The organism is Ponticoccus sp. (in: a-proteobacteria), from assembly GCF_048381735.1.
Window position 1 is genome coordinate 13954 of the sequence record NZ_JBLXGL010000009.1, and the last position, 25817, is coordinate 39770.

Annotated in this window: 23 protein-coding genes; 17 read left to right on the top strand and 6 right to left on the bottom strand. The window is 66.7% G+C overall.

What is annotated here, in order from left to right; all coding sequences use genetic code 11:
* Positions 1–46 precede the first annotated feature (46 nt).
* Both ACN5KJ_RS14875 and ACN5KJ_RS14880 read left to right on the top strand, forming a co-directional pair.
* Complete coding sequence (locus ACN5KJ_RS14875) at positions 47–1087, top strand: ABC transporter permease (protein WP_418594814.1); 1041 nt, start codon at positions 47–49, stop codon at positions 1085–1087.
* A 12-nt stretch (positions 1088–1099) separates the two neighbouring features.
* Entirely contained in the window at positions 1100–2152 is a 1053-nt protein-coding gene (locus ACN5KJ_RS14880; RefSeq protein WP_418594815.1) for a quaternary amine ABC transporter ATP-binding protein, read from the top strand.
* 568 nt (positions 2153–2720) lie between these two features.
* Here the strand turns inward: ACN5KJ_RS14880 and ACN5KJ_RS14885 are convergent.
* Entirely contained in the window at positions 2721–3425 is a 705-nt protein-coding gene (locus ACN5KJ_RS14885; protein ID WP_206566111.1) for a hypothetical protein, read from the bottom strand.
* Complete coding sequence (locus ACN5KJ_RS14890) at positions 3400–3684, bottom strand: hypothetical protein (RefSeq protein ID WP_347166797.1); 285 nt, start codon at positions 3682–3684, stop codon at positions 3400–3402. The genes ACN5KJ_RS14885 and ACN5KJ_RS14890 overlap by 26 nt, the downstream gene beginning before the upstream one ends.
* A 176-nt stretch (positions 3685–3860) precedes the next feature.
* Between ACN5KJ_RS14890 and ACN5KJ_RS14895 the strand changes: the two genes are divergently transcribed.
* From ACN5KJ_RS14895 to ACN5KJ_RS14910, 4 genes are all read left to right on the top strand, one after another.
* Complete coding sequence (locus tag ACN5KJ_RS14895; protein ID WP_418594816.1) at positions 3861–4340, top strand: hypothetical protein; 480 nt, start codon at positions 3861–3863, stop codon at positions 4338–4340.
* Between the two features lie 470 nt (positions 4341–4810).
* Complete coding sequence (locus ACN5KJ_RS14900; protein WP_418594817.1) at positions 4811–4978, top strand: hypothetical protein; 168 nt, start codon at positions 4811–4813, stop codon at positions 4976–4978.
* 191 nt (positions 4979–5169) lie between these two features.
* Complete coding sequence (locus ACN5KJ_RS14905) at positions 5170–6705, top strand: alkaline phosphatase D family protein (protein WP_418594818.1); 1536 nt, start codon at positions 5170–5172, stop codon at positions 6703–6705.
* A gap of 523 nt (positions 6706–7228) precedes the next feature.
* Positions 7229–8662, top strand: coding sequence for an alanine/glycine:cation symporter family protein (locus ACN5KJ_RS14910; RefSeq protein WP_418594819.1), 1434 nt, complete (start codon positions 7229–7231; stop codon positions 8660–8662).
* Between the two features lie 221 nt (positions 8663–8883).
* On the opposite strand, the gene ACN5KJ_RS14915 is transcribed toward ACN5KJ_RS14910, so the two are convergent.
* Positions 8884–9573: a nitroreductase family protein gene (locus ACN5KJ_RS14915; protein WP_418594820.1), complete on the bottom strand. Its 690-nt coding sequence runs from the start codon at positions 9571–9573 to the stop codon at positions 8884–8886.
* 233 nt (positions 9574–9806) lie between these two features.
* Between ACN5KJ_RS14915 and pnp the strand changes: the two genes are divergently transcribed.
* Positions 9807–11948 carry a polyribonucleotide nucleotidyltransferase gene (gene pnp, locus ACN5KJ_RS14920; protein WP_418594821.1) on the top strand — a complete coding sequence of 714 codons (2142 nt, stop codon included), beginning with the start codon at positions 9807–9809 and terminating at the stop codon, positions 11946–11948.
* A gap of 487 nt (positions 11949–12435) precedes the next feature.
* On the opposite strand, the gene ACN5KJ_RS14925 is transcribed toward pnp, so the two are convergent.
* Positions 12436–12852, bottom strand: coding sequence for a YybH family protein (locus ACN5KJ_RS14925; protein WP_418594822.1), 417 nt, complete (start codon positions 12850–12852; stop codon positions 12436–12438).
* 92 nt (positions 12853–12944) lie between these two features.
* Here ACN5KJ_RS14925 and ACN5KJ_RS14930 point away from each other — a divergent pair, with 92 nt between their 5' ends.
* Entirely contained in the window at positions 12945–13298 is a 354-nt protein-coding gene (locus ACN5KJ_RS14930; RefSeq protein ID WP_418594823.1) for a YigZ family protein, read from the top strand.
* A gap of 296 nt (positions 13299–13594) precedes the next feature.
* Here ACN5KJ_RS14930 and ACN5KJ_RS14935 read toward each other — a convergent pair whose 3' ends face one another.
* Positions 13595–14281, bottom strand: a complete 687-nt coding sequence (locus tag ACN5KJ_RS14935) for a response regulator (RefSeq protein WP_206566101.1) — start codon at positions 14279–14281, stop codon at positions 13595–13597.
* Positions 14282–14426: 145 nt separating this feature from the next.
* Between ACN5KJ_RS14935 and ribA the strand changes: the two genes are divergently transcribed.
* The 3 genes from ribA (at position 14427) to ACN5KJ_RS14950 (ending at position 17198) form a co-directional block, all read left to right on the top strand.
* The gene (ribA, locus tag ACN5KJ_RS14940; RefSeq protein ID WP_418594824.1) at positions 14427–15509 is read left to right on the top strand and encodes a GTP cyclohydrolase II; all 1083 of its coding nucleotides are present in this window, start codon (positions 14427–14429) and stop codon (positions 15507–15509) included.
* Between the two features lie 175 nt (positions 15510–15684).
* A complete protein-coding gene (locus tag ACN5KJ_RS14945; RefSeq protein ID WP_418594825.1) occupies positions 15685–16686 on the top strand; it encodes an LLM class flavin-dependent oxidoreductase in 1002 nt (333 codons plus the stop codon).
* A complete protein-coding gene (locus ACN5KJ_RS14950; RefSeq protein WP_418594826.1) occupies positions 16683–17198 on the top strand; it encodes a L,D-transpeptidase family protein in 516 nt (171 codons plus the stop codon). Before ACN5KJ_RS14945 ends, ACN5KJ_RS14950 begins: the two co-directional genes overlap by 4 nt.
* Positions 17199–17286: 88 nt before the next feature.
* Here ACN5KJ_RS14950 and argE read toward each other — a convergent pair whose 3' ends face one another.
* Positions 17287–18447 (bottom strand): acetylornithine deacetylase, encoded by a 1161-nt coding sequence (gene argE, locus ACN5KJ_RS14955; RefSeq protein ID WP_347166807.1) that lies wholly within the window; start codon positions 18445–18447, stop codon positions 17287–17289.
* A gap of 357 nt (positions 18448–18804) precedes the next feature.
* Between argE and ACN5KJ_RS14960 the strand changes: the two genes are divergently transcribed.
* From ACN5KJ_RS14960 to ACN5KJ_RS14985, 6 genes are all read left to right on the top strand, one after another.
* Positions 18805–19908: an ABC transporter ATP-binding protein gene (locus ACN5KJ_RS14960; protein WP_347166808.1), complete on the top strand. Its 1104-nt coding sequence runs from the start codon at positions 18805–18807 to the stop codon at positions 19906–19908.
* 127 nt (positions 19909–20035) lie between these two features.
* Entirely contained in the window at positions 20036–21148 is a 1113-nt protein-coding gene (locus ACN5KJ_RS14965; protein ID WP_418594827.1) for an extracellular solute-binding protein, read from the top strand.
* Between the two features lie 124 nt (positions 21149–21272).
* Positions 21273–22385: an extracellular solute-binding protein gene (locus ACN5KJ_RS14970; RefSeq protein WP_418594828.1), complete on the top strand. Its 1113-nt coding sequence runs from the start codon at positions 21273–21275 to the stop codon at positions 22383–22385.
* 115 nt (positions 22386–22500) lie between these two features.
* Positions 22501–22791: a DUF1330 domain-containing protein gene (locus ACN5KJ_RS14975; protein ID WP_418594829.1), complete on the top strand. Its 291-nt coding sequence runs from the start codon at positions 22501–22503 to the stop codon at positions 22789–22791.
* Entirely contained in the window at positions 22788–24515 is a 1728-nt protein-coding gene (locus ACN5KJ_RS14980; protein WP_418594830.1) for an ABC transporter permease, read from the top strand. The genes ACN5KJ_RS14975 and ACN5KJ_RS14980 overlap by 4 nt, the downstream gene beginning before the upstream one ends.
* Positions 24516–24518: 3 nt before the next feature.
* Positions 24519–25703 (top strand): ABC transporter permease, encoded by a 1185-nt coding sequence (locus tag ACN5KJ_RS14985; RefSeq protein WP_418594831.1) that lies wholly within the window; start codon positions 24519–24521, stop codon positions 25701–25703.
* The last annotated feature ends 114 nt before the right edge of the window (positions 25704–25817 follow it).

Consider the following 25817-nt stretch of genomic DNA (forward strand, 5'->3'; position numbering starts at 1 on the left):
AAGCGTCTCAGAGCATCCGGCCCCTTCAACAGTACAGGAAAACACCATGGCCACCTATGACTGGCTCTTCAACAGCCTCGGGCTGCGCGACTGGTGCGACGGCGACGGTTCGGGCGGCTCCGCCCCTATGTCGATGGCAGATCTCATCGGGCAGTCGGGCGACGGCGGCGCCCCCGAGGTCTCGGCCTGGGACACGCCGTTCCCCTCGATGGACGTGCTCAACGACGCCTGCGCGTCGTTCCCGCAGTCGCGCGAAATCACGCAGGGGGTCGAACGGGGCTTTCTCGATATCAAGGACGCCCTGTCCTACGTGCTTGATCCGCTTACCCAGCCGCTGAGCTGGGCGCTTTCGAACGCGCTCTGGCTGTTCCAGGAAACGCCCTGGTGGATCATGATCCCGGCGCTGGCGCTGATCGTGCTGTTGGTCAGCCGCTCGTGGCAGCTGATGACCTTCGTGGCGGGCAGTTTCGCCGCCCTCGCCTTTATCGATTACTACGAATACGCCATGCAGACGCTGGCGGTGATCGCGGTCTGCGCCGTCATATGCGTGTTGCTCGGCGTGCCCATCGGCATCGCCATGTCGCGCTCTGACAGGCTGCAGCGGGCGATGATCCCGGTGCTGGACATGCTGCAGACGCTGCCGCCCTTCGTGTACCTCATCCCGCTTATCTTCCTTTTCTCGGTGACCGAGCCCAAGCTCTACGGCATTGCCATCATCCTCTACGCCATCGTGCCGGTCATCCGCCTGACGAACCTGGGCATCCGGCTTGTCGACAAGGAGGTGATCGAGGCCGCGGACGCCTTCGGCATGACCAGGCGCCAGAAGCTCTACGGCGTGCAGATCCCGCTGGCGCTGCCGAACATCATGGCCGGCGTGAACCAGACGATCATGATGAGCCTCGCGATGGTGGTCATCGCCAGCCTCGTCTCGGCCCCCGGCCTCGGCGTGCTGGTCCTGCGCGGCATCCGCAATCTCGAACTTGGCGTCGGTCTGATCTCGGGCCTCGGCATCGTGCTTCTCGCGGTCATTCTCGACCGCTCCACCAAGGCGGCGCTTGCGCGCGTCAACGCCGCACAGAAGAACTGAGGAGCGAGCGACATGGCCGACCCAAAGATTTCCATCCGCAATCTCTACAAGATCTTCGGCAAGGACCCCCAGGGGGCCCTTGTCCGCGCCAAGGCCGGCATGGGCAAGCAGGAGCTGCTTGAACAGCACCGCCACGTGCTGGGCCTGCGCGACATCAACATCGACATGGCCCCGGGCGAGATCACGGTGATCATGGGCCTGTCGGGCTCGGGCAAGTCCACGCTGATCCGCCACCTCAACCGGCTGATCGATCCGACCGCCGGCGAGGTGATCGTCAACGGCGAGAACATCATGGACTATTCCGAGGCGCAGCTGCGCGAGATGCGCCGCAAGCACATGTCCATGGTTTTCCAGAAGTTCGCCCTTCTGCCCCACCGGACGGTGCTGGAGAACGCCGCGACACCGCTGACCGTGGACGGGCGGCCGCGCTCGGAGTGGGAGCCGGAGGCGACCAGGTGGCTCGACCGCGTCGGGCTCGAGGGTCAGGGACGGCAGTACCCGCACCAGCTTTCGGGCGGCATGCAGCAGCGCGTCGGCATCGCCCGGGCCCTGACGTCGAACTCGGATATCATGCTGATGGACGAGGCCTTCTCGGCGCTGGATCCGCTGATCCGCACGGACATGCAGGACCTGCTGCTGGAGCTGCAGCGCGAGCTGCACAAGACGGTGGTGTTCATCACCCACGACCTCGACGAGGCGCTGAAGCTGGCCGACCATCTGGTGATCCTGAAGGACGGCGCGGTGGTGCAGCAGGGCGAGCCGCAGCATATCCTGATGAACCCGAACGATCCCTACATCGTGGACTTCATCTCGGACATCAATCGCGCGCGCGTGCTGCGCGCCCGCACGGTGATGACGCGGGGCAGGGCTGTGGCAAATCTCTCTGGCAGCGTGGACGAGAATGCCACACTCGAAGAGGTCATCGCGACGGCAGAGGGCGACACAACACGCAGCTTCGCCGTCATGCGCGACGGCAGCCAGATCGGCGCCCTGGCGATGTCCGACGTCGTCAAGGCGCTTGTGCCGACCGCGGCCTCCGAGGGCGGCATGCGCCAGGCGTCCTGAGCGGGACGTTCCGATCGGGTCCGCCCCGCCATTGCGGTGGCGCGCCGACGGTCTTTTCTGGCCACCGGAGCGGCCCACGGGGCGCGCCCTTGCGGTGATGTGGCAGGCCCTTGCGTAGGGGGGGGCGCTGCGGCGCAGGTCGTCGGGCCGATCAGGGCGCAGCGGGCCAATGCCAATGCCCGCGTGGCCCGACGGGCACCAGTCGTCGGACGACCGCTTCTCTGGCAGCTTCGGCGCGTCGCGGAAGGACCGGGTCCGCGCCGTGATCGAGGGCGGCGCGCAGGAGGCCTGGTCACCTCGGTTTCCTGCGGTCTCCGGGTCTTGCCCCGCGCATCAGGCGCAGGGTTTGGCATCGAAGGGTAATGCGCGCCATCGGCCTGTGCCGGCTTCGTGACCGGAAGCCCGCGGCGCCTGATGTGGTCCCAAAAGCCTGCGCGGTGAAGCCCCGCCTGCCTCTGCCCTGCGGCGTCACAGAGATCCGCCGCAGGGATTCGACAGCTGTCGCGTCTTCCCGGAGGCACCGGGTCCGAAACATCCGGGTGCGGAACGACGCGGTTCATTGGCCGTTTCAGATCACCTCGATCACACCCTTGTCGATGGCCAGCACATAGCCGCGACGGGCGATGTTCTTGACCAGCAGTTCCGACACCATCTGGTTGCCCAGCCCGTCGCGCAGGCGTTTGATGCGGGTAGCGCCGGCGGCCTCTTCGCAATCCATCTCGGGCTTGCCAGAGATCATCGATTCGATCTGCGCGCCGGACAGCATCTCGTCGTCCAGCCGCGCCTCTGCCAGCACCGACAGCGTCTCGATCATCGCATCGGTCAGCTTGAACCCCATGGTGTTCAGGTAGACGGTGTTCTCCTCGCGCGAGATGATCAGCGAACTGACCTCGATGCCCGACCGCTCGATCTGGGCCATACGGCGGTTCAGCGAGATCAGCAGCACCAGAAAGACCAGCGCCGCGACCAGAAGCGCCGTGGCGAAGACCAGCAGCACGAAGATCACCACCCGGTAGCTGGCCAGCGTATCCGAAAAGGCGGTGCCGGATTGCGCGAGGATTTCCAGCAGCGCGACCTCGGCCTGACTTTGCAGGTTGTCGTTCTCGACGAAGATCCGTTCGACCCGCGCGTTGAAGGCATTGCCGTCGGGTAGGGTCAGCAAGAGCAGCGCACCGGCCACCGCAAGGATCAGCACGATGGCGGTGATCCCTGCGGCGACGATGCGCGCGCCGGAGCGGCGGCTGTCGCTAGCGGTAATAGTGTGATCCGGCACTGCTGATTTCCGATGCGGTGGGCGGCGACTGCGTCACCTTTGTCACGTTCAGGAGGGACCAGCCCGCGGAAGAGATCCGCGAACTGACGGCCCCGGCCGGGGCGCCGGGGCAAGAGCCGGAGACCTGCACGATCCCGTAGTGCAGTCTCAGCGGGTTGTCCCGCTTGGCCTTGTAATGGATGAAACAGTCCGCGGCGGCGGCGCCGGGCAGGGCTGCAAGCGTCAGGATCAGAAGGGGAATGGCGAGTGAGCGTCTCATGCTGGCAGACTGTGGGTGAACGGGTGGAAATTCAATAACAACAGGGCGGTGCAGGGCCGGTTATCCGATAGCCGGGGGCTGATATTGCCCGGAACGGCGCGGCGGGTCGAGGCTGGCGGGGCAGGGTGCCTGTCCCGAGGATAGAGCGCCTCCCCCCAGCCCGAAAGGAGAAATCCATGTCCGCCAGATTCATCACCGCCATCCTTGTCGCCGGCGCCCTGATCGCAACCCTCAGCGCCGCGCCCGCCCGCGCCGACAACGCGGGGCTGAAGCCCGCCTTCGGCGCGGCCGCGACGCTTTCCCTTCTCGGACAGGCCGTCGAGGGCGGCAAGGTGGAGGTCAACCATCGCCAGTACGGCGATGGGCGCCCGTATGGCCAACCGCATCAGTGGGGCGGCAAGCAGCGCGGCCACGGCAAGTACAAGCGCCAGGCCAAGAAGCGGTGGCAGCCCGCAGCCCTGCCGCGTCACTGCCTGCGGCAGGTGGGGGGGCGCCACAAGGCGTGGTACGCGCTTTCGGCGCATTGCCTCGACCGCAGTTACCGGGGCCACCTGCCGCGCGCCTGCGCGACCCGCGCCTGGTACAAGGGCAAGCCCCGCCCGGTCTACGGCATCGGCTGTCTGCGAAGCCGCGGCTATCCTCTGGCCCGGCGCTGACCTGCGGGGCCGACCCCATCGGGCCGGTCCCGGCGGGGCTTTGAAGACCGCCACGGGAAGCGGGCTCTGGCGCGGAGCCCGCACCGGCTGTGCCTCTTTGGTTGTCCAGGGCTAGAGGGGTGGATTGAAACAGCCGCCCCGGTATGCCGTCTCGCCGCGACGACGGGTGGGGTTTTCCGGCGGCATCGGGCGGCGGGCGAACCGGCCCCTGTCCGAGGCGAGGCACCGCGCCACGCGGGCGCCATCGTTCCGGGGCGGCGCCGGATGCCTCCGGCGGAGGGTATTTGGACCAAGAAGAAGCCCAGGGACACCCTGGCAGGGGGCGGGGCTCTTGCCTCGGGGCGCCGGGGCAGGGGCGTTCGGGCGGGATAGGGGCCTTGTCGCTTGACAGCCGGCGCTGCCTGCGCCGATCCTTGCGGCAGGTGGCCATGCAGAGCCGCCGGGGAAGCGCAGCACGGGGGACGCGGGCGATGCACAGGGGTTTGACGATGGCGGCGCTGGCCGCCGTGATGGCGCTGGCGGCCTGCGGCGGGCGCTCTCCGGTCTCCATCGCCGAGGCCTGCACCTCGGGCGCGACCTATCCCAAGTGCCAGAACGCGCGGCTTGTGCAGATCGCCGTCGAGGCCGCACAGCGCTGAGGCCGGGCCCGCGCGGCGTGCCCTGAAACCGCCCGCCGCCGCGATCCTGCCCTGCGGGGAGGGGGCGGAGGACATGCACGTCATGGTTGTATTGTCATCGAAGTTTCGCCCTGTCGTCGCAAAAGCGACCCGTAATCGTTACGCGGGTCACCGATCCCTCCCGGCATCTCAGCCAGCAAGGAGGGTTACCCATGCCCAGCATCCGCTTTACCCGTCGCCAGTCGCTGCTTGGCGGCGCCGCCCTTGGCGTCACGCTTGCCGCGCCGTCGCTGTCGCGCGCCCAGTCGCGTCCCCTGATCACCCATGGCGTCATGTCCGGCGACGTCGCCCATGACGGCGCCGTCATCTGGGCCCGTGCCGACCGCGAGGCCAAGATGCTGGTGGAATGGTCCACCACCGAAGCCATGACCGAGGCGCGCGCCGTGCCGGCGCTGGCGGTCGGCACACCCACCGATTTCAGCGGCAAGCTGGCGCTGGAGGGTCTGCCTTCGGATCAGGACATCTTCTACCGCGTCACCATGACCGATCTGGCCGACGGTACCGCCTCTGAGCCGGTGCAGGGCCAGTTCCGCACCGCGCCCATGGGCAATCGCGACATCAGCTTCGTCTGGTCGGGCGACACCGCCGGTCAGGGCTGGGGCATCGACGAGGATCGCGGCGGCATGACCACCTATGGCACCATGCTGCGCCACGCGCCGGACTTCTTCCTGCATTCGGGCGACACGGTCTATGCCGACGGCCCGCTGAAGGAGGAGGTCGAGCTGGCCGACGGCACGCTGTGGAAGAACGTCATGACCGACGCCAAGCGCAAGGTCGCCGAGACGCTGGACGAGTTCCGCGGCCAGCACCTGTACAACTACATGGACCGCAACGTGCGGGCCTTCAACGCCGCCGTGCCGATGATCGCCCAGTGGGACGACCACGAGGTCACCAACAACTGGTACCCGAACGAGATGCTGACCGCCGACGACCGCTATACGGTCAAGTCGATGCAGACGCTGTCGTCCCGGGCCGCGCGCGCCTTCCACGAGATGATGCCGACGCGCCAGACGCTGGCAGAGCCGATGCGGGTCTATCGCAAGGTGTCCTACGGGCCGCTCCTGGACATCTTCGTCATCGACATGCGCAGCTACCGTGGCGACAACACCGCCAATACCGAGGCCGAGGGCACGCCCTTCATCGGCCCCGAGCAGCTGGCCTGGCTGAAGCGCGAGATGATCAATTCGACCGCCACCTGGAAGGTGATCGCGGCCGACATGCCGATCGGCATGATGGTCCGCGACGGCGCCGAGGCGATGGAGAACGGCGCCAATGGCGACGGCCCGGTGCTGGGCCGCGAGAAGGACATCGCCGCCGTGCTGTCCTTCATCAAGACGGCGGGCATCCTCAACACCGTCTGGCTGACGGCGGACGTGCATTACACCGCCGCGCATCACTACTCGCCCGAGCGCGCGGTCTTCCAGGAGTTCGAGCCCTTCTGGGAATTCGTTTCCGGCCCGCTGCATGCCGGGACCTTCGGCCCCTCGGACTATGACAACACCTTCGGCCCCGAGGTGCGCTATGCCAAGCACCCCGAAGAGGGGCAGGCCAACCTGCCGCCCTCGGACGGGCTGCAGTTCTTCGGCAAGGTGGACATCTCTGCCGACACCGGCGTGATGACCGTGCGCCTGATGGACAGCGCCGACAGCGAGCTGTGGTCGGTGGAGCTGGAGCCCAAGCGGGCGTAAGGCCGGACACAACAGGATCGCGGGCCGCGCCGCCCGCGATCCATCCATGTGCGGCAGGACGGTGGAAAGCCGCGCCGCGCCGTGGTCCGGCGATCCCTGCCTTCAGCATGGCAGGTTATCCCGACCGGCTATCGCCGCCGGTTACCCCGGCCGGATCCCTGTGAGCGCCGTCAGGGTGCGCTTGCATCGGCCCAATCGCCGGGCTCCGGGACGGCCCGGCGATGCGCGGCGGCGTCGCCGTGAGGAAGCCCTGGTGGTGGATCGCAGCCGGACCGCGATGTGCGGGTCTCCTTCGCGGTTTTCAGCCTCTCTTCGCCTTTGGACGCAGCACCGCGCGGGCCATCGCAAGACAGCCCATCGCGGCGCCATCGCCGCTGCGCCCCCCGCTCTGTCCGGTCAGATGTCGCTTTTTTGGGTAAAACGACCCGGGTTCTTGTGGACATACGGTGGATTTGCGGCACCCTTCAGGGATGCACCCCGACAGACGGGCGCACTCCAAGAACGAGAAAAACAGAGAGGGCACATGTCTTTCATCGAATCTTTCTTCGGTCTGATCGGAGACCTCACATGGGGCTGGGCGCTGATCCCCTTCCTCGTGATCTTCGGCTGCTTCCTGACCATCGCCACGAACTTCGTTCAGTTCCGGTACTTCAAGCGAATGTTCCGCGTCCTGAAGGGCGACAACCAGTCTTCGGACCCGAACACCATCTCGGCACGCGAGGCGCTGTTCGTGTCGGTCGGCGGGCGCGTCGGCGGCGGCAATATCGCGGGGGTCGCGGTGGCGATCACGCTGGGCGGCCCGGGCGCGGTCTTCTGGATGTGGGCCATCGCGCTGGTCGGCATGGCCACCAGCCTTGTCGAATGCACGCTGGCGCAGGCCTACAAGCGCCGCCAGCCGGACGGGTCGTTCCGCGGCGGTCCGGCGCGGATGATCATCCACGGCCTCGGCAAGGACTACAAATGGCTTGCGGTGATCTACGCGATCTGCCTGATCGCCGCCTTCGGCATCGGCTTTCCGGCCTTCCAGGGCAATACCGTGGCGGGCGCCGCAGAGAACGCCTTTGGCCTGAACCGCTGGATCACCGGCATCGTCCTGACCGCCGGCACCGGCTGGATCGTCTTCGGCGGGATGCACCGGATCGCCAAGGCCTCGGACATCATCGTCCCGATCATGGCCTTCGGCTACATCGCCATGGCGCTGGTTGTGATCGTGATCAATATCCTCCAGGTCCCCGGCGTGCTGATCGATATCGTCGCGAACGCCTTCGGCTTCCGGGAAGCGGTTGGCGGCGGCATGGGGGCGGCCATCGCGCAGGGCCTGCGTCGCGGCCTGTTCTCGAACGAGGCGGGTCTGGGCTCTGCGCCCAACGTCGCCGCCACGGCGGACGTGCGGCACCCGATCAGCCAGGGCATCACGCAGAGCTTTTCGGTCTTCATCGACACGATCGTCATCTGCACCTGTACCGCGCTGATGATCCTTCTGGGGGACGTCTACGTGCCGGGAGCCGAGATCGACGGCGTGGTGCTGACGCAGGACAGCCTGGCCTCGCACCTTGGCACATGGACCAGCTACTTCCTGACCATCGCGGTGCTGCTCTTTGCCTTCTCGTCGATCATCTACAACTACTACCTCGGCGACAACGCCCTGACGGTGCTGACGAAGAACCCGCAGGCCTCGCTGGTCTTCAAGCTGATCCTGATGGCCATCGTCTTCGTCGGCGCGGTGGCGCCGGGCGCGACGGCGATCTTCTTCTTCTCGGACCCGATGATGGGCGTGCTGGCGCTGGTCAACCTGCTGGCGCTGATGATGCTTTTCCCGATCCTGCGCCGCATCCTGCGCGATTTCGACGAGCAGAGGGCGGCGGGCGTGCACCGTCCGCGCTTCGACCCGACGAAGTTCCCGGATCTGGATCTGGACCACAGCGCCTGGGATCACCGCGAGGCGGCGCCCGAGTAAGGCCATGAAGGGATGAAAGCCGAAAGGGCCGCGCCAATCGCGCGGCCCTTTATCGGTTCTGCGCCCCGGTCCGGTCCGGCGGGGTCTCGGCGCCTTGTGGCGGGCCCGCGGGGGGTGACCGCAAAGCAGGATGCCAGCCCACCGGCATGGCATCATGGCGGCGCGGCGCAGGGGCGCCGCCCCCGGGCGACGCGCGCAGCGCTCCGCAACCCGCCCGGACGTCAGTCCCGGACGGTCAGGATCTCGTCCAGCGGCTTCTTCAGGGTCGCGGCCCGGGGCACGGTGGCGCCCGGCGCGGCGTGGCCAACGGCGAGGATCATCACCGGCTTCTCGGCCTCTGGCCGGTCCAGCACTGCGTTCAGGAAGCGCATGGGGTTCGGCGTGTGGGTCAGGCTGGACAGCCCCGCCTCGTGCAGGGCGGCGATCAGGAAGCCGGTGGCGATGCCCACGCTTTCGGGCACGTAGTAGTGCTTGTAGCGCGTGCCGTCCGCGAACTGCCCGTAGCGCTGGGCGAAGATCACGATCAGCCAGGGCGCCTCTTCGAGGTGCGGCTTGGCCGGTCCGGTGCCGATGGGCTCCAGCGCCTTCAGCCAGGCGTCGCCCGCCGCGCCCTCGTAGAAGCGGGCCTCTTCTTCCTCGGCGCCCGCGCGGATCCGCGCCTTCAGCGCCGGGTTCGACACCGCGACGAAGTGCCAGGGCTGGTGGTTGGCGCCCGAGGGCGCGTTGCCCGCCGCCCGGATGCAGGCCTCTATCGCGGCGCGGGGCACCGGCCGCCTGTCGAAATCGCGCACCGTGCGGCGGTCCGCCATCCGGTCGCGAAACCCCTCGGCGCCCGCCAGCACGCGGCCGTCCGGCCAGTCGCCGCGCGATGCCAGCGGCACCGCCCGGTACGTCAGCTCCTTGCGATCCACCTTGACTCCTCCTCTGTCCCGGGGCCGTTTTTCGGCCTGCCCGGCCTCGGCTGTCAATCGCCCTTGCCGCGACAAGTCTTCCCAAGAGGTCGAAATATGTGTATGGCGCCCCCATCTGAGACGTGACGCCATGGCCCCGGCGCATGACATGATGAAAGGGGTCGGCGGCAATGGGGCCGTCATCGAAACGGAGGACCCGGCAGGGGTCGGGAGTGCCTCCAAGAGGATATCTGATGTTCAAAGAAGTGAAAAAGACACTCCAGTGGGGCGAAGAGACGCTGACGCTGGAAACGGGCAAGATCGCCCGTCAGGCCGACGGCACCGTCATCGCCACGCTGGGCGAGACCTCCGTCATGGCCAACGTGACTTTCGCGAAACAGCAGAAAGAAGGCCAGGACTTCTTCCCGCTGACCGTCCATTACCAGGAAAAATACTACGCCGCGGGCAAGGTGCCCGGCGGCTTCTTCAAGCGCGAGGCCCGTCCGACCGAGAAGGAAACGCTGACCGCGCGCCTGATCGACCGTCCGATCCGCCCGCTCTTCGTCCCCGGCTTCAAGAACGAAGTTCTGGTGATGTGCACCGTCCTGTCGCATGACCTCGTCAACGATCCCGACATCGTCGCGATGATCGCGGCCTCGGCGGCGCTGACCATTTCCGGCGCGCCCTTCATGGGCCCGATCGCCGGTGCGCGCGTCGGCTTCGAGGATGGCGAATACGTGCTGAACCCGACCGTCGACGACATGCAGGGGCTGCGCAACAACCCCGAGCAGCGTCTCGACCTCGTCGTGGCCGGCACCAAGGACGCCGTCATGATGGTGGAATCGGAAGCCTACGAGCTGACCGAGGACGAGATGCTGGGCGCGGTGATGTTCGCGCACGAGCAGATCCAGCCGGTGATCGACACGATCATCGAACTGGCCGAAGAAGCCGCGAAAGAGCCCTTCGACTTCACCCCCCCGGATTACTCGGCGCTCTACGAGGCCGTGAAGGCCGCGGGCGAAGCCAAGATGAAGGCCGCCTACGCGATCACGGACAAGCAGGAACGCGTTGCCGCCGTCTCTGCCGCCAAGGAAGAGATCAAGGCCACGCTTTCGGAAGAGCAGCTTGAGGATGCGAACCTCGGTTCCGCCCTGAAGAAGCTGGAATCGGTGGTGCTGCGCTCTGACGTGGTGAAGAACAAGCGCCGCATCGACGGCCGCGCGCTGGATCAGGTCCGCCCGATCGTCTGCGAAACCGGCCTCCTGCCGCGCACGCACGGCTCGGCGCTGTTCACCCGTGGCGAGACGCAGGGCCTGGTCGTGACCACGCTGGGCACCGGCGACGACGAACAGTTCATCGACGCGTTGCACGGCAACTTCAAATCCAACTTCATGCTGCATTACAACTTCCCGCCCTATTCGGTCGGCGAAGTGGGTCGCGTGGGGTCCCCGGGCCGTCGCGAGATCGGCCACGGCAAGCTGGCATGGCGCGCCCTGCAGGCGGTTCTGCCGGCCTCGACCGATTTCCCCTACACCATCCGTCTGGTCTCCGAGATCACCGAATCCAACGGCTCTTCGTCGATGGCATCCGTCTGCGGCGGCTCGCTGTCGATGATGGACGCGGGCGTTCCGCTGAAGGCGGCGGTGGCCGGTGTGGCCATGGGTCTGGTGCTGGAAGACGACGGTGACTACGCGGTCCTGACCGACATCCTCGGCGACGAGGATCACCTCGGCGACATGGACTTCAAGGTCGCGGGCACCGCAGAGGGCATCACCTCGCTGCAGATGGACATCAAGGTCGCGGGCATCACCCCCGAGATCATGAAGACCGCCCTGGCCCAGGCCAAGGAAGGCCGGATGCACATCCTTGGCGAGATGGACAAGGCCCTGTCGTCCGCCGGTGAGTTCAGCCAGCACGCGCCGCGCATCGAGACCATGCAGGTGCCGACCGACAAGATCCGCGAAGTGATCGGCTCGGGCGGCAAGGTGATCCGCGAGATCGTCGAGGTTTCGGGTGCCAAGGTCGACATCAACGACGACGGCATCATCAAGATCGCCTCGCCGGACGGCGAGTCCATCAAGAAGGCCTACGACATGATCTATTCGATCGTGGCAGAGCCGGAAGAGGGTCAGGTCTACAAGGGCAAGGTCGTGAAGATCGTCGACTTCGGCGCCTTCGTGAACTTCTTCGGCAAGCGTGACGGCCTCGTGCACGTTTCCCAGATCGAGAACCGCCGCCTGAACCATCCCTCGGACGTGCTGAAGGAAGGTCAGGAAGTCTACGTGAAGCTTCTGGGCTTCGACGACCGTGGCAAGGTGCGCCTTGCGATGAAGATGGTCGATCAGGAGACCGGCAAGGAACTGGAAAAAGAGGCGAAGGAAGAGTCCGCCGAGTAATCGGTGGGCGCCAAGCCTTGAAAAGATCGAAACGCCCCGCAGGAGACTGCGGGGCGTTTTTTTGTCGGATGGCCGGGGTGCAGGCGGCGGCGCGCGATTCGTGACGCAGCGTCAGTGCCCGGGGCGCGCTTGACGATATCTTTACCGATTGCGGCCCAGGGTGAGCCTGTGTGAAGGCGGCACATTGGTTGCGACCCCTTCGAACACTCACGGGATGCACGGCAAGGGCCCTGGCAATCCAGCCAGGGCCCGACCGGCCAGAGTTCGACCGGCCAGAGTCCGGTCTGGTCCTGCAAAGGGGCAGCGACGGGCAGGGGCGACCGGTGGGACATGCCCGCCGGACGGGGTGGCGCAGGGCTGTCGCGCATCGCTTTCACATCAGCCACCCGCTGTGAACGGGCTGCCTTCCTCTGACAGGAGGGCGCGGCAACGGAGCGGGTCCTCGCTTTGGTCTCGGACAGCAGCCGTCTCGGGGTGGCTGCGCTGTCTAGCCCTCCGCCGCCGGGCTGGCGTGGCGGTGGATCATCTTCCAGCCGTCCTCGCCCGCGCGGAAGATCTCGGTGACCCGAAGGCGCATCGCCTGCGGCTCTGTCGCACCGTCCAGCATGACCTCGGCCACCTGATAACCGGACCAGTAGGCCATGCCGTCGGCCTCGCCCTGATCGAGGACCTCGAAGAAGGTCTTGCCGCCGGGGCCGAAGTTGCGGGCGCCGTCGCGATTGGCCTTGTTCACCGCATCGGCGCCGGTCACGACCCGGCCCGCAGGGTCGAAGAAGCTGGCCGGGCCGGAGGTGGCGGAGAGATCCAGTACGAGATCCGGGCGCCCGGTGACATAGGCGCGGGCCGCGTCCTCGCGCGCTTTCATGAATTCGGTGAAGGTCTGGACTTCGAATGTGGTTGTCATGGCATTTCCTTTCAGCCGGGGTAACGCGCCAGCGGGGCGGCGGTTTCCGCCGCCGACTTGCGCTGGCGTCACGGGCGGACTACCCCGCTCTCATGCAGGTTTTTGACAGCATCATCCGCGACCGGGGGTCCCGATACGCGGTCTCCGGCGGGGCCTGCCGCAACGCCGAAGAGGCGGCGGCCTTTCTCAAGGAGCTGAAGCGGCGCAAGAAGTTCGCCAAGGCCACGCACAACACATGGGCCTGCCTGACCGACGAGGGCCCGATGCGCAACGACGACGGCGAAAGCGGCGCCGCGCAGGTCATCCTGCGGATGCTGGAGCGCGAAGAGATCCTCAACGAGATCGTCGTCGTCACCCGCTGGTACGGGGGGAAACATCTTGGCGGCGACCGCTTCCGCCACGTGGGTGACGCGGTGCGCCACTATCTGGACAATCGCGGCGGCTGAGGCCCCGGCGCAAGGCCATAGGCGCCGCGCTGAGGGGTCGAGGACCGTGGTCCCTGACGGCGCACCCTGCCTGACCCGGAACAAAAAAAGGCCGGGCAAGATGCCCGGCCAGGTCCAACAGGGAGGTGCATATGATGACCCGCATATGCGACGGGATTCCGTGGATCATCCTGACGATGACTGTCTCATACTACATTGCGCGCTGCCAAAAATCTCTGCGACATTTGGCTTGGGTTCGGCGGCCATGCCCCTTTTGGTTGCGCCTCTTGAACTCTGCACACCTTTAGGTTGAGCTGTCAAGAAACCAGCCGATAGCCGCCCGATTCGGTCACCAGAAGCCGCGCGTTCGAGGGGTCGGGCTCGATCTTCTGGCGCAGGCGGTAGATATGCGTCTCCAGCGTGTGGGTGGTGACGCCGGCGTTGTAGCCCCAGACCTCGTGCAGCAGCGTGTCGCGCGGCACCACGCCCTCGGTCGAGCGGTAGAGGAACTTCAGGATGTTCGTCTCTTTCTCGGTCAGGCGGATCTTCTTGTTGTCCTCGGTCTCCAGCATCTTCATGGCGGGCTTGAAGGTATAGGGGCCGACGTTGAAGACCGCGTCTTCGGACTGTTCGTGCTGGCGCAGCTGGGCGCGGATGCGGGCCAGCAGGACCGGAAAACGGAAGGGCTTGGTCACGTAGTCGTTGGCACCCGCGTCGAGGCCGAGGATGGTGTCGGCGTCGCTGTCGTGGCCGGTCAGCATGACGATGGGCGACTTGATCCCCTGCTTGCGCATCAGGCGGCACAGCTCGCGCCCGTCGGTGTCGGGCAGGCCGACGTCGAGGATGATCAGATCGTAGACCTGCTCCTTGGCGCGCGCCATGGCGGTGGCGCCGCTGTCGGCTTCGAAGACCTCGAAATCCTCTGTCATGACAAGTTGTTCGGCCAGCGCCTCGCGCAGGTCCTCGTCGTCGTCGACCAGCAGGATGTTTCTCAGTTGCGCCATGGCGGGGCCTCCGTCGTGTTGCCTTTTCCGTGAGATGTGGACATGACGGAGGCCCGGCAAGTATTGCTGCAAGCGATCACGCGGACGTGTCCGCATCGCGCGAATGTTACAGGAACCGCGCGTCTGGCGCGGCGCAGGAGGCGTCATGGCCCTTGGACCGGATCTGAACGAGGTACTGGCGCGGGCGCGCGGCGATCTGCGCATGGGTGTGCCGGTGGTGCTGGAGGATGCCGAGGGCGCGGTGATCTGCGCCGCGGTGGAAACGCTGGGCGCCGAGCGGCTGGAGGCGCTGCGGGCGCTGGGGGCGCCGGACCTGGTGCTGACGGCGCGCCGGGCCGAAACGCTGAAAGCGCGGGCCTATGACGGCGACGTGGCGCGGGTGGTGGTGCCCGAGGGCGCGGGGCTGGACTGGCTGACCGATGTGGCGGACCCGGCGGACGACATGGATCGCCCGATGAAAGGCCCGCTGGAAACCCGGCGCGGCGGCTCTGCCGCGTTGCAGCGGCTGGCGGTGCGTCTGTGCAAGGCGGCGCGGCTGCTGCCCGCCGCGCTGGTGGTTCCGGTGGCGCCGGGGCTGGGCGCGCTGCAGGGGCTGGTCCGCGTCCCGGCACAGGAGGCCGCGACCATCATGGAGGCGCTGCCGCATCTGGGCCATGTCATTGCGGCGCGGGTGCCGCTGCGCGCGGCGGAAAACGCGCGGCTGCACATCTGGCGCCCCGAGGACGGATCCGAAGAGCATTACGCCATCGAGATCGGCCGCCCGGATCGCGCCGCCCCGGTGCTGGCGCGGCTGCATTCGGCCTGTTTCACCGGCGACCTGCTGGGCTCGCTGAAATGCGACTGCGGTCCGCAGCTGAACGCGGCGCTGGCGCAGATGGGGCAGGAGGGGGCGGGCGTGCTTCTGTACCTGCAACAAGAGGGCCGCGGCATCGGGCTGGCCAACAAGATGCGGGCCTATGCGCTTCAGGATCAGGGTTTCGACACGGTCGAGGCCAACCACCGGCTGGGCTTCGAGGACGACGAGCGCGATTTCCGCCTTGGCGCGCAGATGCTTGAGGCGCTGGGGTTCTCCTCGGTGCGGCTGCTGACCAACAACCCCGCCAAGATCGCCATGATGGAGCGTTCGGGCATCGCCGTGGCCGAACGGGTGCCGCTGAAGGTCGGCGAGACGCCGCAGAACGCGCGTTACCTTGCGGTGAAGGCGAGGAAGTCCGGTCACCTCCTTTAAGCACACCTGCGCTTCTTTGGTCCAAAGATACCTTGGGGGGCTGCGCAAGCAGCGGGGGTCATGCTGAAAGCATGCCTGTGGCATGACGCCCCCTCACAGTCGCCGGACGCAGACCAGCCCTCCCGTTGCACAGGGCCGTGGCGCGCATAGATAAGAGGTCGAAAGGAGAGCCGCCATGCATTATTCGCTGCTCGATCTGGCACCGGTCCCCGAGGGGCACGACGCCGCGCAGGCGCTGAAGAACACCGGGGACCTTGCCGTCCATGCCGAGCGCTGGGGCTACCACCGCTACTGGCTTGCGGAACATCACAACATGCCCGGCATCGCCTCGGCGGCGACGGCGGTGCTGATCGGCCATGTGGCCGGGCTTACGCGGACGATGCGCGTGGGCGCGGGTGGGATCATGCTGCCGAACCATGCGCCGCTGGCGGTGGCCGAGGCCTTCGGCACGCTGGCGACGCTCTATCCCGGGCGTATCGACCTTGGGCTTGGCCGTGCGCCGGGCGGCGATCACGCGGTGATGCGGGCGCTTGGCGTGCACCAGCAGCGGGCCGAGAACTTCCCGAACGAGGTGGCCGAGCTGCGCGATCTTTTCGGTCCCGCGCAGCCGGACCGCGCCGTGCGCGCATTGCCGGGCGAGGGGACGGAGGTGCCGCTCTGGGTGCTGGGGTCTTCGCTTTATGGGGCGCAGGTGGCGGCGGCGCTGGGGTTGCCCTATGCCTTTGCCTCGCATTTCGCCCCCGCCGCGCTGGAACAGGCGCTGGAGGTCTACCGCCGCCACTTCCGCCCCTCGGAAACGCTGGAGAAGCCGCACGCGATGCTGGCCATCAACGTCTTCGCCGCCGATACCGAGGCCGAGGCGCACCGCCTGCGCACCACGATGCAGCAGGCCTTCTACCGGCTGCGCACCGGCAAGCCGGGCAAGCTGCCCGCGCCGGTGGACGATCTGGCCTCGGTGGTGCCGGCGGGCGCGATGCCCGCGCTGGACGAGGCGCTGCGGATCAGCGCCGTGGGCACACCCGCGCAGGTGCGCGAGCAGATCGGGCGGCTGGTCGAGACGCACCGCCCCGACGAGGTGATCCTGACGGGCCAGATCCACGATCACGCGGCGCGGCTGCGCAGCTTCGAGATCGCGGCAGAGGTGCTTCAGGGCTGCGGCGCGGCGGTTCCGGCGTGAGGTTCGGCCCGCAGGATCTGATCCTGACGCGCAGCGGGCTGCGCTTTGCCGGGCGCCTCCTGCCCTGCACGGTGGGGCGCGGTGGCATCACGACCGACAAGCGCGAGGGCGACGGTGCGACGCCCGCGGGTGTGCACCACATCACCGCGCTGCTCTACCGGCCCGACCGCATGGCCAGGCCGGCCTGGTGGGCGCTGCCGATCCGGCCCGGCGACCTGTGGTCGGACGATCCGGCGGACCCCGCCTACAACCACCTCGTGCGGGCGCCCTATGCGCCCAGCCACGAGCGCCTGCGGCGGGGCGATCCGCTGTATGATCTCGTGCTGCTGACCGACTGGAACTGGCCCGAGGCCGAGCCGGGGCGCGGCTCGGCGATCTTCCTGCACCGCTGGCGCCGCCCGGGCTTCCAGACCGAGGGCTGCGTGGCCTTCGCGCCGCATCACCTGCGCTGGCTGGTCGGGCAGATCGGTCCCGGCACGCGGCTGGTCGTGCCCCCGGCCTTTGCCGGGTGACGGCCGGGCCGGCCCGTCGGGCCGGACGCTCGTGCCTGCGCACATCGCCCCACCCGCCATCCCGAAACCCCGCCGCCGCGCGGCCTTCTCAGGCGACCAGCGTCCGGCCCAGCCCCTGCAACATCTCGAGGCATTGCGCCATCTGATCGCGTGAGACGAACTCGTCCGGCTTGTGGGCCTGCGCGATGGCGCCGGGGCCGCAGACCACCACGCTCATCCCCATGCCCTGGAACAGTCCGGCCTCGGTGCCGAAGGGCACGACCTCGCAGGCGTTCTGCCCGGTCAGGCGCCGCACCAGATCGCGCGCCGCGTTGTCGTCCATCGGGTCGAGACCCACGACCTCGCCGATGACCTCGGTGCTGATGCTGGCCGCAGGCGAGACCGCGCGCATGGCGGGCAGCAGCTCTTGCTCGACCAGCCGCGCGATGGCGTCCTTGACGAAATCGGCGTCGGACCATGCGACGGGGCGCATTTCCCACTCGATCTCGGCCTTGCCGGGGATGACATTATGCGCCACGCCGCCCGACAGCCGCCCGACATTGACCGTGGTCCAGGGCGGGTCGAAGCGCGAGCCCTGCGGCGCGCGGGCCTTCAGCGCCTCGGCCAGTTCCAGCAGGCGGGCGACGTAGCGCACGGCATAGTTGACCGCGTTGACGCCGTGGTCGGGGGCCGAACCGTGGCCTTCCAGCCCGGTGAAGCGCACGGTGTATTCGCAGCAGCCCTTGTGGCCCTCGATGATGCGCATGCTGGTCGGTTCGCCGATGATGGCGATGGCGGGCCGGATGCCGCGCGCCTGCAACTCGGGCACCAGCGCGCGGGCGCCGAGGCAGCCGACCTCTTCGTCGTGGGTGAAGCAGAAATGCAGCGGGCGGCGCAGGGTCTGCGAGGCATAATGCGGGGCCATGGCCAGGGTCGCCGCGATGAAGCCCTTCATGTCGCAGGTGCCGCGCCCGTAGAGCAGGCCGTCCGCCTCGGTCAGCTGGAAGGGCGGGCGGGTCCAGTCCTGATCCGCCACCGGCACCACGTCGGAATGGCCCGACAGCACGATGCCGCCGTCGCCCTCGGGGCCCAGCGTGGCGAAGAGGTTGGCCTTGGTCCCGCTGGCGTCGCGGAACAGGTCGACGCGGGCGCCCAGCCCTTCCAGCCAGGCGGCCATGTAGTCCATCATGGCAAGATTGCTGTCCGCCGAAACGGTCGGAAAGGCGATCAGGTCGCCGAGGATGCGTTCGGTCTGGGCAAGAAGGGTCATGCGGGTCCTGTCGGGTGTCGCGGTCTGCCGGGAAGATTAGCTGCTCTGGGCATGAAATTCAAAGACTTGGCGGTGCAATCGGGCGGGACTCAGCCTTCGGGGTGAGTCCCCGACCGGACCATTCCGGCCCCGATCTTGCCGCCTGCGCCGCCACCCGCGAAAGTCGGATCGCCTGAAGGGGCGCTTTGACCTGTTCGTTTTTCCTGTCACGTGCCGCATTTGTGACCGAATGTGCCGGATTCGCCGGGTGATCCTGCCGCAAGGGGCGAGATGCTTGCATGTAAGGGCCTCAGCCGCTTTAGTATGAGGACAAGACAGCGGAAAAAATCCGCGGAACCACAACACGGGGAGCCTGCTTTGGCTGATGGGAACAGCGGCGATGCATTCGTCGCATTCGAACGCGTGCAGAAGAGCTATGACGGTGAAACGCTCGTCGTCAAGGATCTGAACCTCACCATGCCGAAAGGCGAATTCCTGACGATGTTGGGGCCGTCCGGGTCGGGCAAGACCACCTGCCTGATGATGCTGGCGGGCTTCGAGACCGCCACTTACGGCGAGATCAAGCTGGACGGCGTGTCGATCAACAACATCCCGCCGCACAAGCGCGGCATCGGCATGGTCTTCCAGAACTACGCGCTGTTCCCGCATATGACCGTGGCCGAGAACCTGTCCTTCCCGCTGGAAGTGCGCAAGATGGGGAAATCCGACCGCGAGGCCAAGGTCAAGCGGGCGTTGGACATGGTGCAGATGGGGGCCTTCGGCGGCCGCCGCCCGGCGCAGCTTTCGGGCGGCCAGCAGCAGCGGATCGCGCTGGCCCGGGCGCTGGTCTTCGAACCCGAGCTGGTGCTGATGGACGAACCGCTTGGCGCGCTGGACAAGCAGCTGCGCGAGCACATGCAGTTCGAGATCACCAACCTGGCGCACAGCCTTGGCATCACCACGGTCTACGTGACCCACGACCAGACCGAGGCGCTGACCATGTCGGACCGGGTCGCGGTCTTCGACGACGGGCGCATCCAGCAGCTGGCGCCGCCCGATGAGCTGTACGAGGCGCCGCAGAACAGCTTTGTCGCGCAGTTCATCGGAGAGAACAACACGCTGGAAGGCGTGGTGCAGGAGGTTCACGGCAACACCTGCACGGTCAGGCTGGACGACGGGCAGATGATCGACGCCAAGCCGGTGAACGTCAGCAAGCCGGGCGAGCGCACGCAGGTTTCCATCCGGCCAGAACGGGTAGAGTTCAACAAGGACCGGATGCAGGAAGGCGCGCATACGCTGAAGGCGGACGTGCTGGAATTCATTTACATGGGTGACATCTTCCGCACCCGCCTGCGGGTCGCGGGCAACGACAATTTCGTGGTCAAGACGCGCAACGCCCCGGATCAGGTCCGGCTTCAGCCGGGCACCCAGATCGAGATCGGCTGGCTGCCAGAGGATTGCCGGGCGCTGGACGCGAAGTGATCCGTCCGGCGTCGCGCCGAACAGGGATGCCGCCGCCGGCCCGCAGGGCACAGGCGGCCAAAAGATCCGGACCGGACCGTCAACCCGGGCCCGGCAACAAGAAAGTGTTCATCAGGGAGACACACGCATGACACTTCACAAGACGCTTCTGGCCTCAACCTGCCTGTCGCTTGCGGCAGGGGCGGTCGCAGCGCAGGACATGGCGAACGAAATGACGATCGTCAGCTGGGGCGGGGCTTACCAGAACAGCCAGCTCAAGGCCTATGCAGAGCCCTACATGGAGGCCAACCCCGAGGTTTCGATCACCTGGGACGAATCCTCGAACGAGGCCGTGGCCAAGCTGCGCGCGCAGTCCGAGGCCGGCAATATCACCTGGGATCTGGTCGACGCAGAGGGCCCCGACAGCCAGCGCCTGTGCGACGAGGGCCTGGCGATGGAGATCGACTTCGAAGAGATGCTGGCCCCCGGCGACGGCGGCGAGGGTGTCGAGGACGATTTCGGCCCGACCCTGATCAACGACTGCTTCATCCCGCAGATCGTCTTCTCGACCACCTTCGGCTATCGCACCGACGTGGCAGAGTGGAACGGCGAGACGCCGGGCGACCTTTGCGCGCTCTTCGACCTGGACACCTTCCCGGGCAAGCGCAGCCTGGAAAAGCGCCCCAAGAAGAACCTCGAATGGGCGCTGCTGTGTGACGGTGTCGCGCAGGAAGACCTGTACGACGTGCTTGACGAGGACGGCGGCGTGGACCGCGCGCTTGCCAAGCTCGACACCATCAAGGACCAGGTCGTCTGGTGGTCGGCGGGCGCCGACACGCCGCAGCTTCTGGCCGATGGCGAGGTCGTGATGGGCTCGACCTACAACGGTCGCCTGTTTTCTGTCATTGTCGAACAGGACCAGCCCGTCGCGATGCTGTGGGACTGGCAGGTCTTCGATTTCGACGGCTGGGTGATCCCCGCCGGTCTGCCGGAAGACCGCCTTGCGCGGGTGCTGGACTTCGTGAAGTTCGCCACCGACACCCAGCGCCTTGCGGATCAGGCCAAGTACATCAGCTATGGCCCGGCGCGTGCATCCTCGCAGCCGCTGGTCTCGACCCATGCCGACCTTGGCATCGAGATGGCGCCGCATATGCCGACGAACCCGGAAAACCAGAAGAACTTTCTGGTGAACAACATCGAATGGTGGGCTGACAACCAGGACGACGTGGAAGCGAAATTCCAGTCGTGGCTGGTCAAGTAAGACCCATTGCGCATGCGGACAGGGCGGGTTCCCCCCGCCCTGTGCCCTTTCCTCCGAAAGGGCGGGCAAACGAGACCCGTAACCCGGCCTCCGCGCAGATATCGGGAAAACAAGGGAGACAAGAATGAAACTGACAACGACTTTGCTGACAACCTCGGCCCTGACCCTCGCTGCCGCATCCGCGCAGGCGCAGGAGATGTCCAACGAGATGACGCTGGTCAGCTGGGGCGGGGCCTACCAGTCCTCGCAGCAGAACGCCTATGTGGAACCCTACCTCGAGATGCACCCCGAGGTGAGCGTCGCCTGGGACGAAAGCTCGAACGAGGCGGTGGCCAAGCTGCGCGCGATGAACGAGGCGGGCAATGTGACCTGGGATCTGGTGGACGTGGTGGCCTCTGACGCCATCCGCCTCTGCGACGAGGGTCTGGCAATGGAATACGACCCGGACGAACTGCTTGCCGATGGCGACGACGGTTCCAAGGCCTCGGACGATTTCGGCGACCTGATCGTGTCGGACTGCTATATCCCGCAGATCGTCTATTCGACCACCTTCGGCTATCGCACCGACATGGTCCCCGAGGGCGCCGAGGCGCCGAATGACATCTGCGACGTCTTCGACCTGGAAACCTACCCGGGCAAGCGCGCGCTGGAAAAGCGCCCGATCAACAACATGGAATGGGCGCTGCTCTGCGACGGCGTGGCCAAGGAGGACGTCTACGACGTGCTCGAGACCGAAGAGGGCCAGGACCAGGCGCTTGCCAAGCTGGGCACCATCAAGGACCAGACGATCTGGTGGTCCGCCGGCGCCGACACGCCGCAGCTGCTGGCCGATGGCGAGATCTTCATGGGCTCGACCTACAACGGCCGCCTGTTCAGCGTGATCGAAGAGCAGGACCAGCCGGTCGCGATGATGTGGGACGCGCAGGTCTTCGACCTTGACGGCTGGATCATCCCCGCCGGTCTGCCCGAAGAGCGTCTGGCCCGCGTGAAGGACTTCCTGCGCTTTGCCACCGACACCCAGCGTCTTGCCGATCAGGCCAAGTACATCAGCTACGGCCCGGCGCGTGCGTCTTCGGCTCCGCTTGTCGGTCAGCACGCAGAGCTTGGCATCGACATGGCGCCGCACATGCCGACCGACCCGGCCAACGCCGAGAACACGTTCCTGTACAACTACGAGTTCTGGGCCGACTACCGCGACGACATCGACGCGAAGTTCCAGGCCTGGCTGGCGCAGTAAGATCTTGGGGGGCGGGGCACTGGTGGCCCCGCCCTTTCACGAAGGAGTGCCCGGAAAGGGCCACGCGAAATCAGCGCCCGATCCGGGGCGCAGGGGACAACAGGGGACGGACGGAATGCCCAAGGGCTACATTATCGGCCATATCACGGTGAAGGATCCGGAGGCGTACAAGGAGTATGTCGAGAAGGACACGCCGATCCTGCAGTCGCTCGGCGCGCGCTTCATTGTCCGGGGCGGACAGAGCACGGTCATGGAAGGCTCTGTTCATGACCGCCACGTCGTCATCGAGTTTCCCAGCTATGCAGAGGCGCTCGCCGCCTACAACGACCCCGACTACCAGGTGGTCGCAGAGATCCGCCGCGCATCGGCGGAGAGCACAATCCTAGTCGTCGAGGGGGCCGAATGACCGACGCCAGCACAGATCCCGACAAGGTCGGGGGGCCGACCCCCGACAACGCCCTGCGCGCCGCCGATGCGGCCGAGCAGCGCGGCAAGCGTGGCGAAATGCTCGCCGCCGACGGCACGCCGCTGAAGCGCTCTCTGGCCCGCGCGCTGCGCCGTCAGAAGATCCGCGCGCTGCTGCTGATCGCGCCCCTGCTGCTGTTCGTGCTGGTCACCTTCATCGCGCCGATCGTCGACATGCTGTTCCGCTCGGTCGAGAACCAGATCGTCTCCGACACGCTGCCGCGCACCACCGCGGCCCTGCAGGACTGGGACGACACGACGGGCGAGCTGCCCGGCGACGCGGTCTGGGATGCAGCCTACAAGGACATCTTCTACGCCGCCGAGCGCAAGCTGCACACGCGCCTCGGCACCCGCCTGAACTACGAGTTAACCGGTGTCTCGTCGCTGTTCCGCAAGTCGGGCCGGGGCCTCGACGACATCGGCGAGGTCTATCAGGACCAGTTCGAGGATCTCGACGCGGCCTGGGACGAGGCGATGCCATGGGCCGAGCTGCTGGGCGATCCGGAATGGATCGGTGCGCAGGCGGAATGGGACGCCACGGATCAGGGCGACCGGGGCCAGATGCCGGGCTTCGTGCTGCGCGAGGGCGTCGAGGACCTGCTGCCCGAGACGGCGGCCAGCTACCGCGAGTTCGCGCTTTATACGCAGGTCGAGGAAGGCGACAGCCCGCTTCAGGAAGAGCCCTGGTCCATCGTCCACGCGATGCTTTACCAGGATCTGTCCTCCGGCGCCGATGTGGGCTCTTACACCGGGCCGCGCGCCGAGATGCTTCAGGCCGCCGCCCAGCTGGTGGCCAGCCCCGACTTCGAGACGGTCGACGTGCGCGCGCAATTCGCCGAGATCGACGAGGACTGGCACGACGTCGAGGTCTGGCAGACCATCAAGATGTATTCGCCCAAATACACCTCGGGCTATTTCCTGAACTCGGTGGATGCGCAGAAGACCCCCGACGGCGTGCGGCTGCGCGACGAGGACGAACGCATCTACGGCCTGCTGTTCAAGCGGACCATGTTCATGTCGCTGGTGATCACCTTCAGCTGCATCATGCTGTCCTACCCGGTGGCCTTCCTGCTGGCGAACCTGCCGGCGCGGACGGCGAACCTGCTGATGATCCTCGTGCTGCTGCCGTTCTGGACCTCGCTTCTGGTGCGGACGAGCGCCTGGAAGGTCATGCTGCAACAGCAGGGCGTCATCAACGACGTGCTGGTCTGGCTGGGGCTGGTGGGCGATGCCGACCGGCTGGTGATGATCAACAACCAGTTCGGCACCATCGTGGCGATGACCCACATCCTGCTGCCCTTCATGATCCTGCCGATGTATTCGGTCATGGCGACCATTCCGCCTTACTACGTGCGGGCCGCCAAATCGCTGGGCGCGACCAACTGGACGGCCTTCTGGCGGGTCTATTTCCCGCAGTCGGTGCCGGGCATCGGGGCGGGGTCGATCCTCGTCTTCATCCTCGCCATCGGCTATTACATCACGCCCGAGATCGTCGGCGGCACGACCGGCACCTTCATCTCGAACCGGATCGCCTACCACATCTCGTCCTCGCTCAACTGGGGCCTCGCGGCCGCGCTGGGGACGATCCTGCTGGCGGTGGTGCTGATCCTCTACTGGGCCTACGACAAGATCGTCGGCATCGACAACGTCAAGCTGGGGGGCTGATCCATGGCTGTTGAAACCCAAGCCCGCAAGATGCCGATCTCTTTCGCGGCGCCCACCGTGGGCGCGGCGGGGGCCTTTGCCGGGATCTTCGTCGGCGCCGCGAACGGATCCTCCCTGCTGGGGATCCTGATCGGGTTCATCCTGGCCGCCGCACTGGCATTCGTCGTGCTGGAGGTCGTCCCGAAAGAGCAGGAGCGCCCGGTGAAATGGGGCCTGGTCGCTCTGTTCGCCCTGGCGGGCTACCTGCTGGGCGGCATCCCCGGGGCGGTCATGGGCGCGCTCTTCGGCTGGTTCTTCGGCTGGTTCGCCTATTGGGTCGGCTACGGGCGTTACCGCGTGCCGCTGCCGCCTTACCTGACCAGCGGGCAGGTGCTGTGGCACTACAGCTTCCGCACCATCTGCGGGGCGATCTTCGTCTTCCTGATCACGCCGATCCTTGTCGTGATGCCGCTGTCCTTCAACGCCGAGAACTTCTTTACCTTCACGCCCGAGATGCTGCGCTTCGACCCCGAGGGCTACTCGCTGCGCCACTACCGCGAGTTCTTCAACTCGTCCGAATGGCAACAGGCGCTGAAGAACTCGCTGATCATCGCGCCCTTCGCGACGATCCTCTCGGTCAGCTTCGGCACCCTTGCCGCCATCGGCCTGTCGTCGGAACATGTGCCCTTCCGGCGCGCGATCATGGCGATCCTGATCTCTCCGATGATCGTGCCGCTGATCATCTCGGCGGCGGGGATGTATTTCTTCTACTCGCGCATCGGCTTGCAGGGCACGCTTTTCGGGGTGGTGCTGGCGCATGCGGCCCTGGGCATTCCCTTCGTCATCATCACCGTGACCGCAACGCTGGTCGGCTTTGACCGCTCGCTGACGCGGGCGGCGGCGAACATGGGCGCGGACCCGGTGCGGACCTTCTTCAAGGTGCAGATGCCGCTGATCCTGCCCGGCGTGATCTCGGGCGGGCTGTTCGCCTTCATCACCTCCTTCGACGAGGTCGTGGTGGTGATCTTCGTGGGCTCGGCCCGGCAGCAGACCCTGCCATGGCAGATGTTCACCGGCCTGCGCGAGCAGATCAGCCCGACCATCCTTGCGGTGGCGACGATCCTGGTGGGCATCTCGATCCTGCTGCTGACCACGGTCGAAATCCTGCGCCGCCGGTCCGAGCGCCTGCGCGGCATGTCGCCGGGTTAGAGACAAATCGAAAGCAGTTTCAGGGGCCGCGCGGAGGGATCCGGCGCGGCCCTTTCCGTTTTGGAAAGGGATCTGCGGCAGGCTCTGTCGGTAGCGGTGTGGAGTTGCCGATGT

Excerpts from the sequence above, each read along its gene's own strand:
- ACN5KJ_RS14935 (WP_206566101.1), bottom strand. The coding sequence starts at position 14,281 with ATGGCGCAACTGAGAAACATCCTGCTGGTCGACGACGACGAGGACCTG.
- ACN5KJ_RS14895 (WP_418594816.1), top strand. The coding sequence starts at position 3,861 with ATGTCCGCCAGATTCATCACCGCCATCCTTGTCGCCGGCGCCCTGATC.
- ACN5KJ_RS14905 (WP_418594818.1), top strand. The coding sequence starts at position 5,170 with ATGCCCAGCATCCGCTTTACCCGTCGCCAGTCGCTGCTTGGCGGCGCC.
- ACN5KJ_RS14980 (WP_418594830.1), top strand. The coding sequence starts at position 22,788 with ATGACCGACGCCAGCACAGATCCCGACAAGGTCGGGGGGCCGACCCCC.
- ACN5KJ_RS14880 (WP_418594815.1), top strand. The coding sequence starts at position 1,100 with ATGGCCGACCCAAAGATTTCCATCCGCAATCTCTACAAGATCTTCGGC.
- ACN5KJ_RS14965 (WP_418594827.1), top strand. The coding sequence starts at position 20,036 with ATGACACTTCACAAGACGCTTCTGGCCTCAACCTGCCTGTCGCTTGCG.
- ACN5KJ_RS14975 (WP_418594829.1), top strand. The coding sequence starts at position 22,501 with ATGCCCAAGGGCTACATTATCGGCCATATCACGGTGAAGGATCCGGAG.
- pnp (WP_418594821.1), top strand. The coding sequence starts at position 9,807 with ATGTTCAAAGAAGTGAAAAAGACACTCCAGTGGGGCGAAGAGACGCTG.
- ACN5KJ_RS14930 (WP_418594823.1), top strand. The coding sequence starts at position 12,945 with ATGCAGGTTTTTGACAGCATCATCCGCGACCGGGGGTCCCGATACGCG.
- argE (WP_347166807.1), bottom strand. The coding sequence starts at position 18,447 with ATGACCCTTCTTGCCCAGACCGAACGCATCCTCGGCGACCTGATCGCC.
- ACN5KJ_RS14945 (WP_418594825.1), top strand. The coding sequence starts at position 15,685 with ATGCATTATTCGCTGCTCGATCTGGCACCGGTCCCCGAGGGGCACGAC.
- ACN5KJ_RS14900 (WP_418594817.1), top strand. The coding sequence starts at position 4,811 with ATGCACAGGGGTTTGACGATGGCGGCGCTGGCCGCCGTGATGGCGCTG.
- ACN5KJ_RS14985 (WP_418594831.1), top strand. The coding sequence starts at position 24,519 with ATGGCTGTTGAAACCCAAGCCCGCAAGATGCCGATCTCTTTCGCGGCG.
- ACN5KJ_RS14890 (WP_347166797.1), bottom strand. The coding sequence starts at position 3,684 with ATGAGACGCTCACTCGCCATTCCCCTTCTGATCCTGACGCTTGCAGCC.
- ACN5KJ_RS14875 (WP_418594814.1), top strand. The coding sequence starts at position 47 with ATGGCCACCTATGACTGGCTCTTCAACAGCCTCGGGCTGCGCGACTGG.
- ACN5KJ_RS14925 (WP_418594822.1), bottom strand. The coding sequence starts at position 12,852 with ATGACAACCACATTCGAAGTCCAGACCTTCACCGAATTCATGAAAGCG.
- ACN5KJ_RS14970 (WP_418594828.1), top strand. The coding sequence starts at position 21,273 with ATGAAACTGACAACGACTTTGCTGACAACCTCGGCCCTGACCCTCGCT.
- ribA (WP_418594824.1), top strand. The coding sequence starts at position 14,427 with ATGGCCCTTGGACCGGATCTGAACGAGGTACTGGCGCGGGCGCGCGGC.
- ACN5KJ_RS14910 (WP_418594819.1), top strand. The coding sequence starts at position 7,229 with ATGTCTTTCATCGAATCTTTCTTCGGTCTGATCGGAGACCTCACATGG.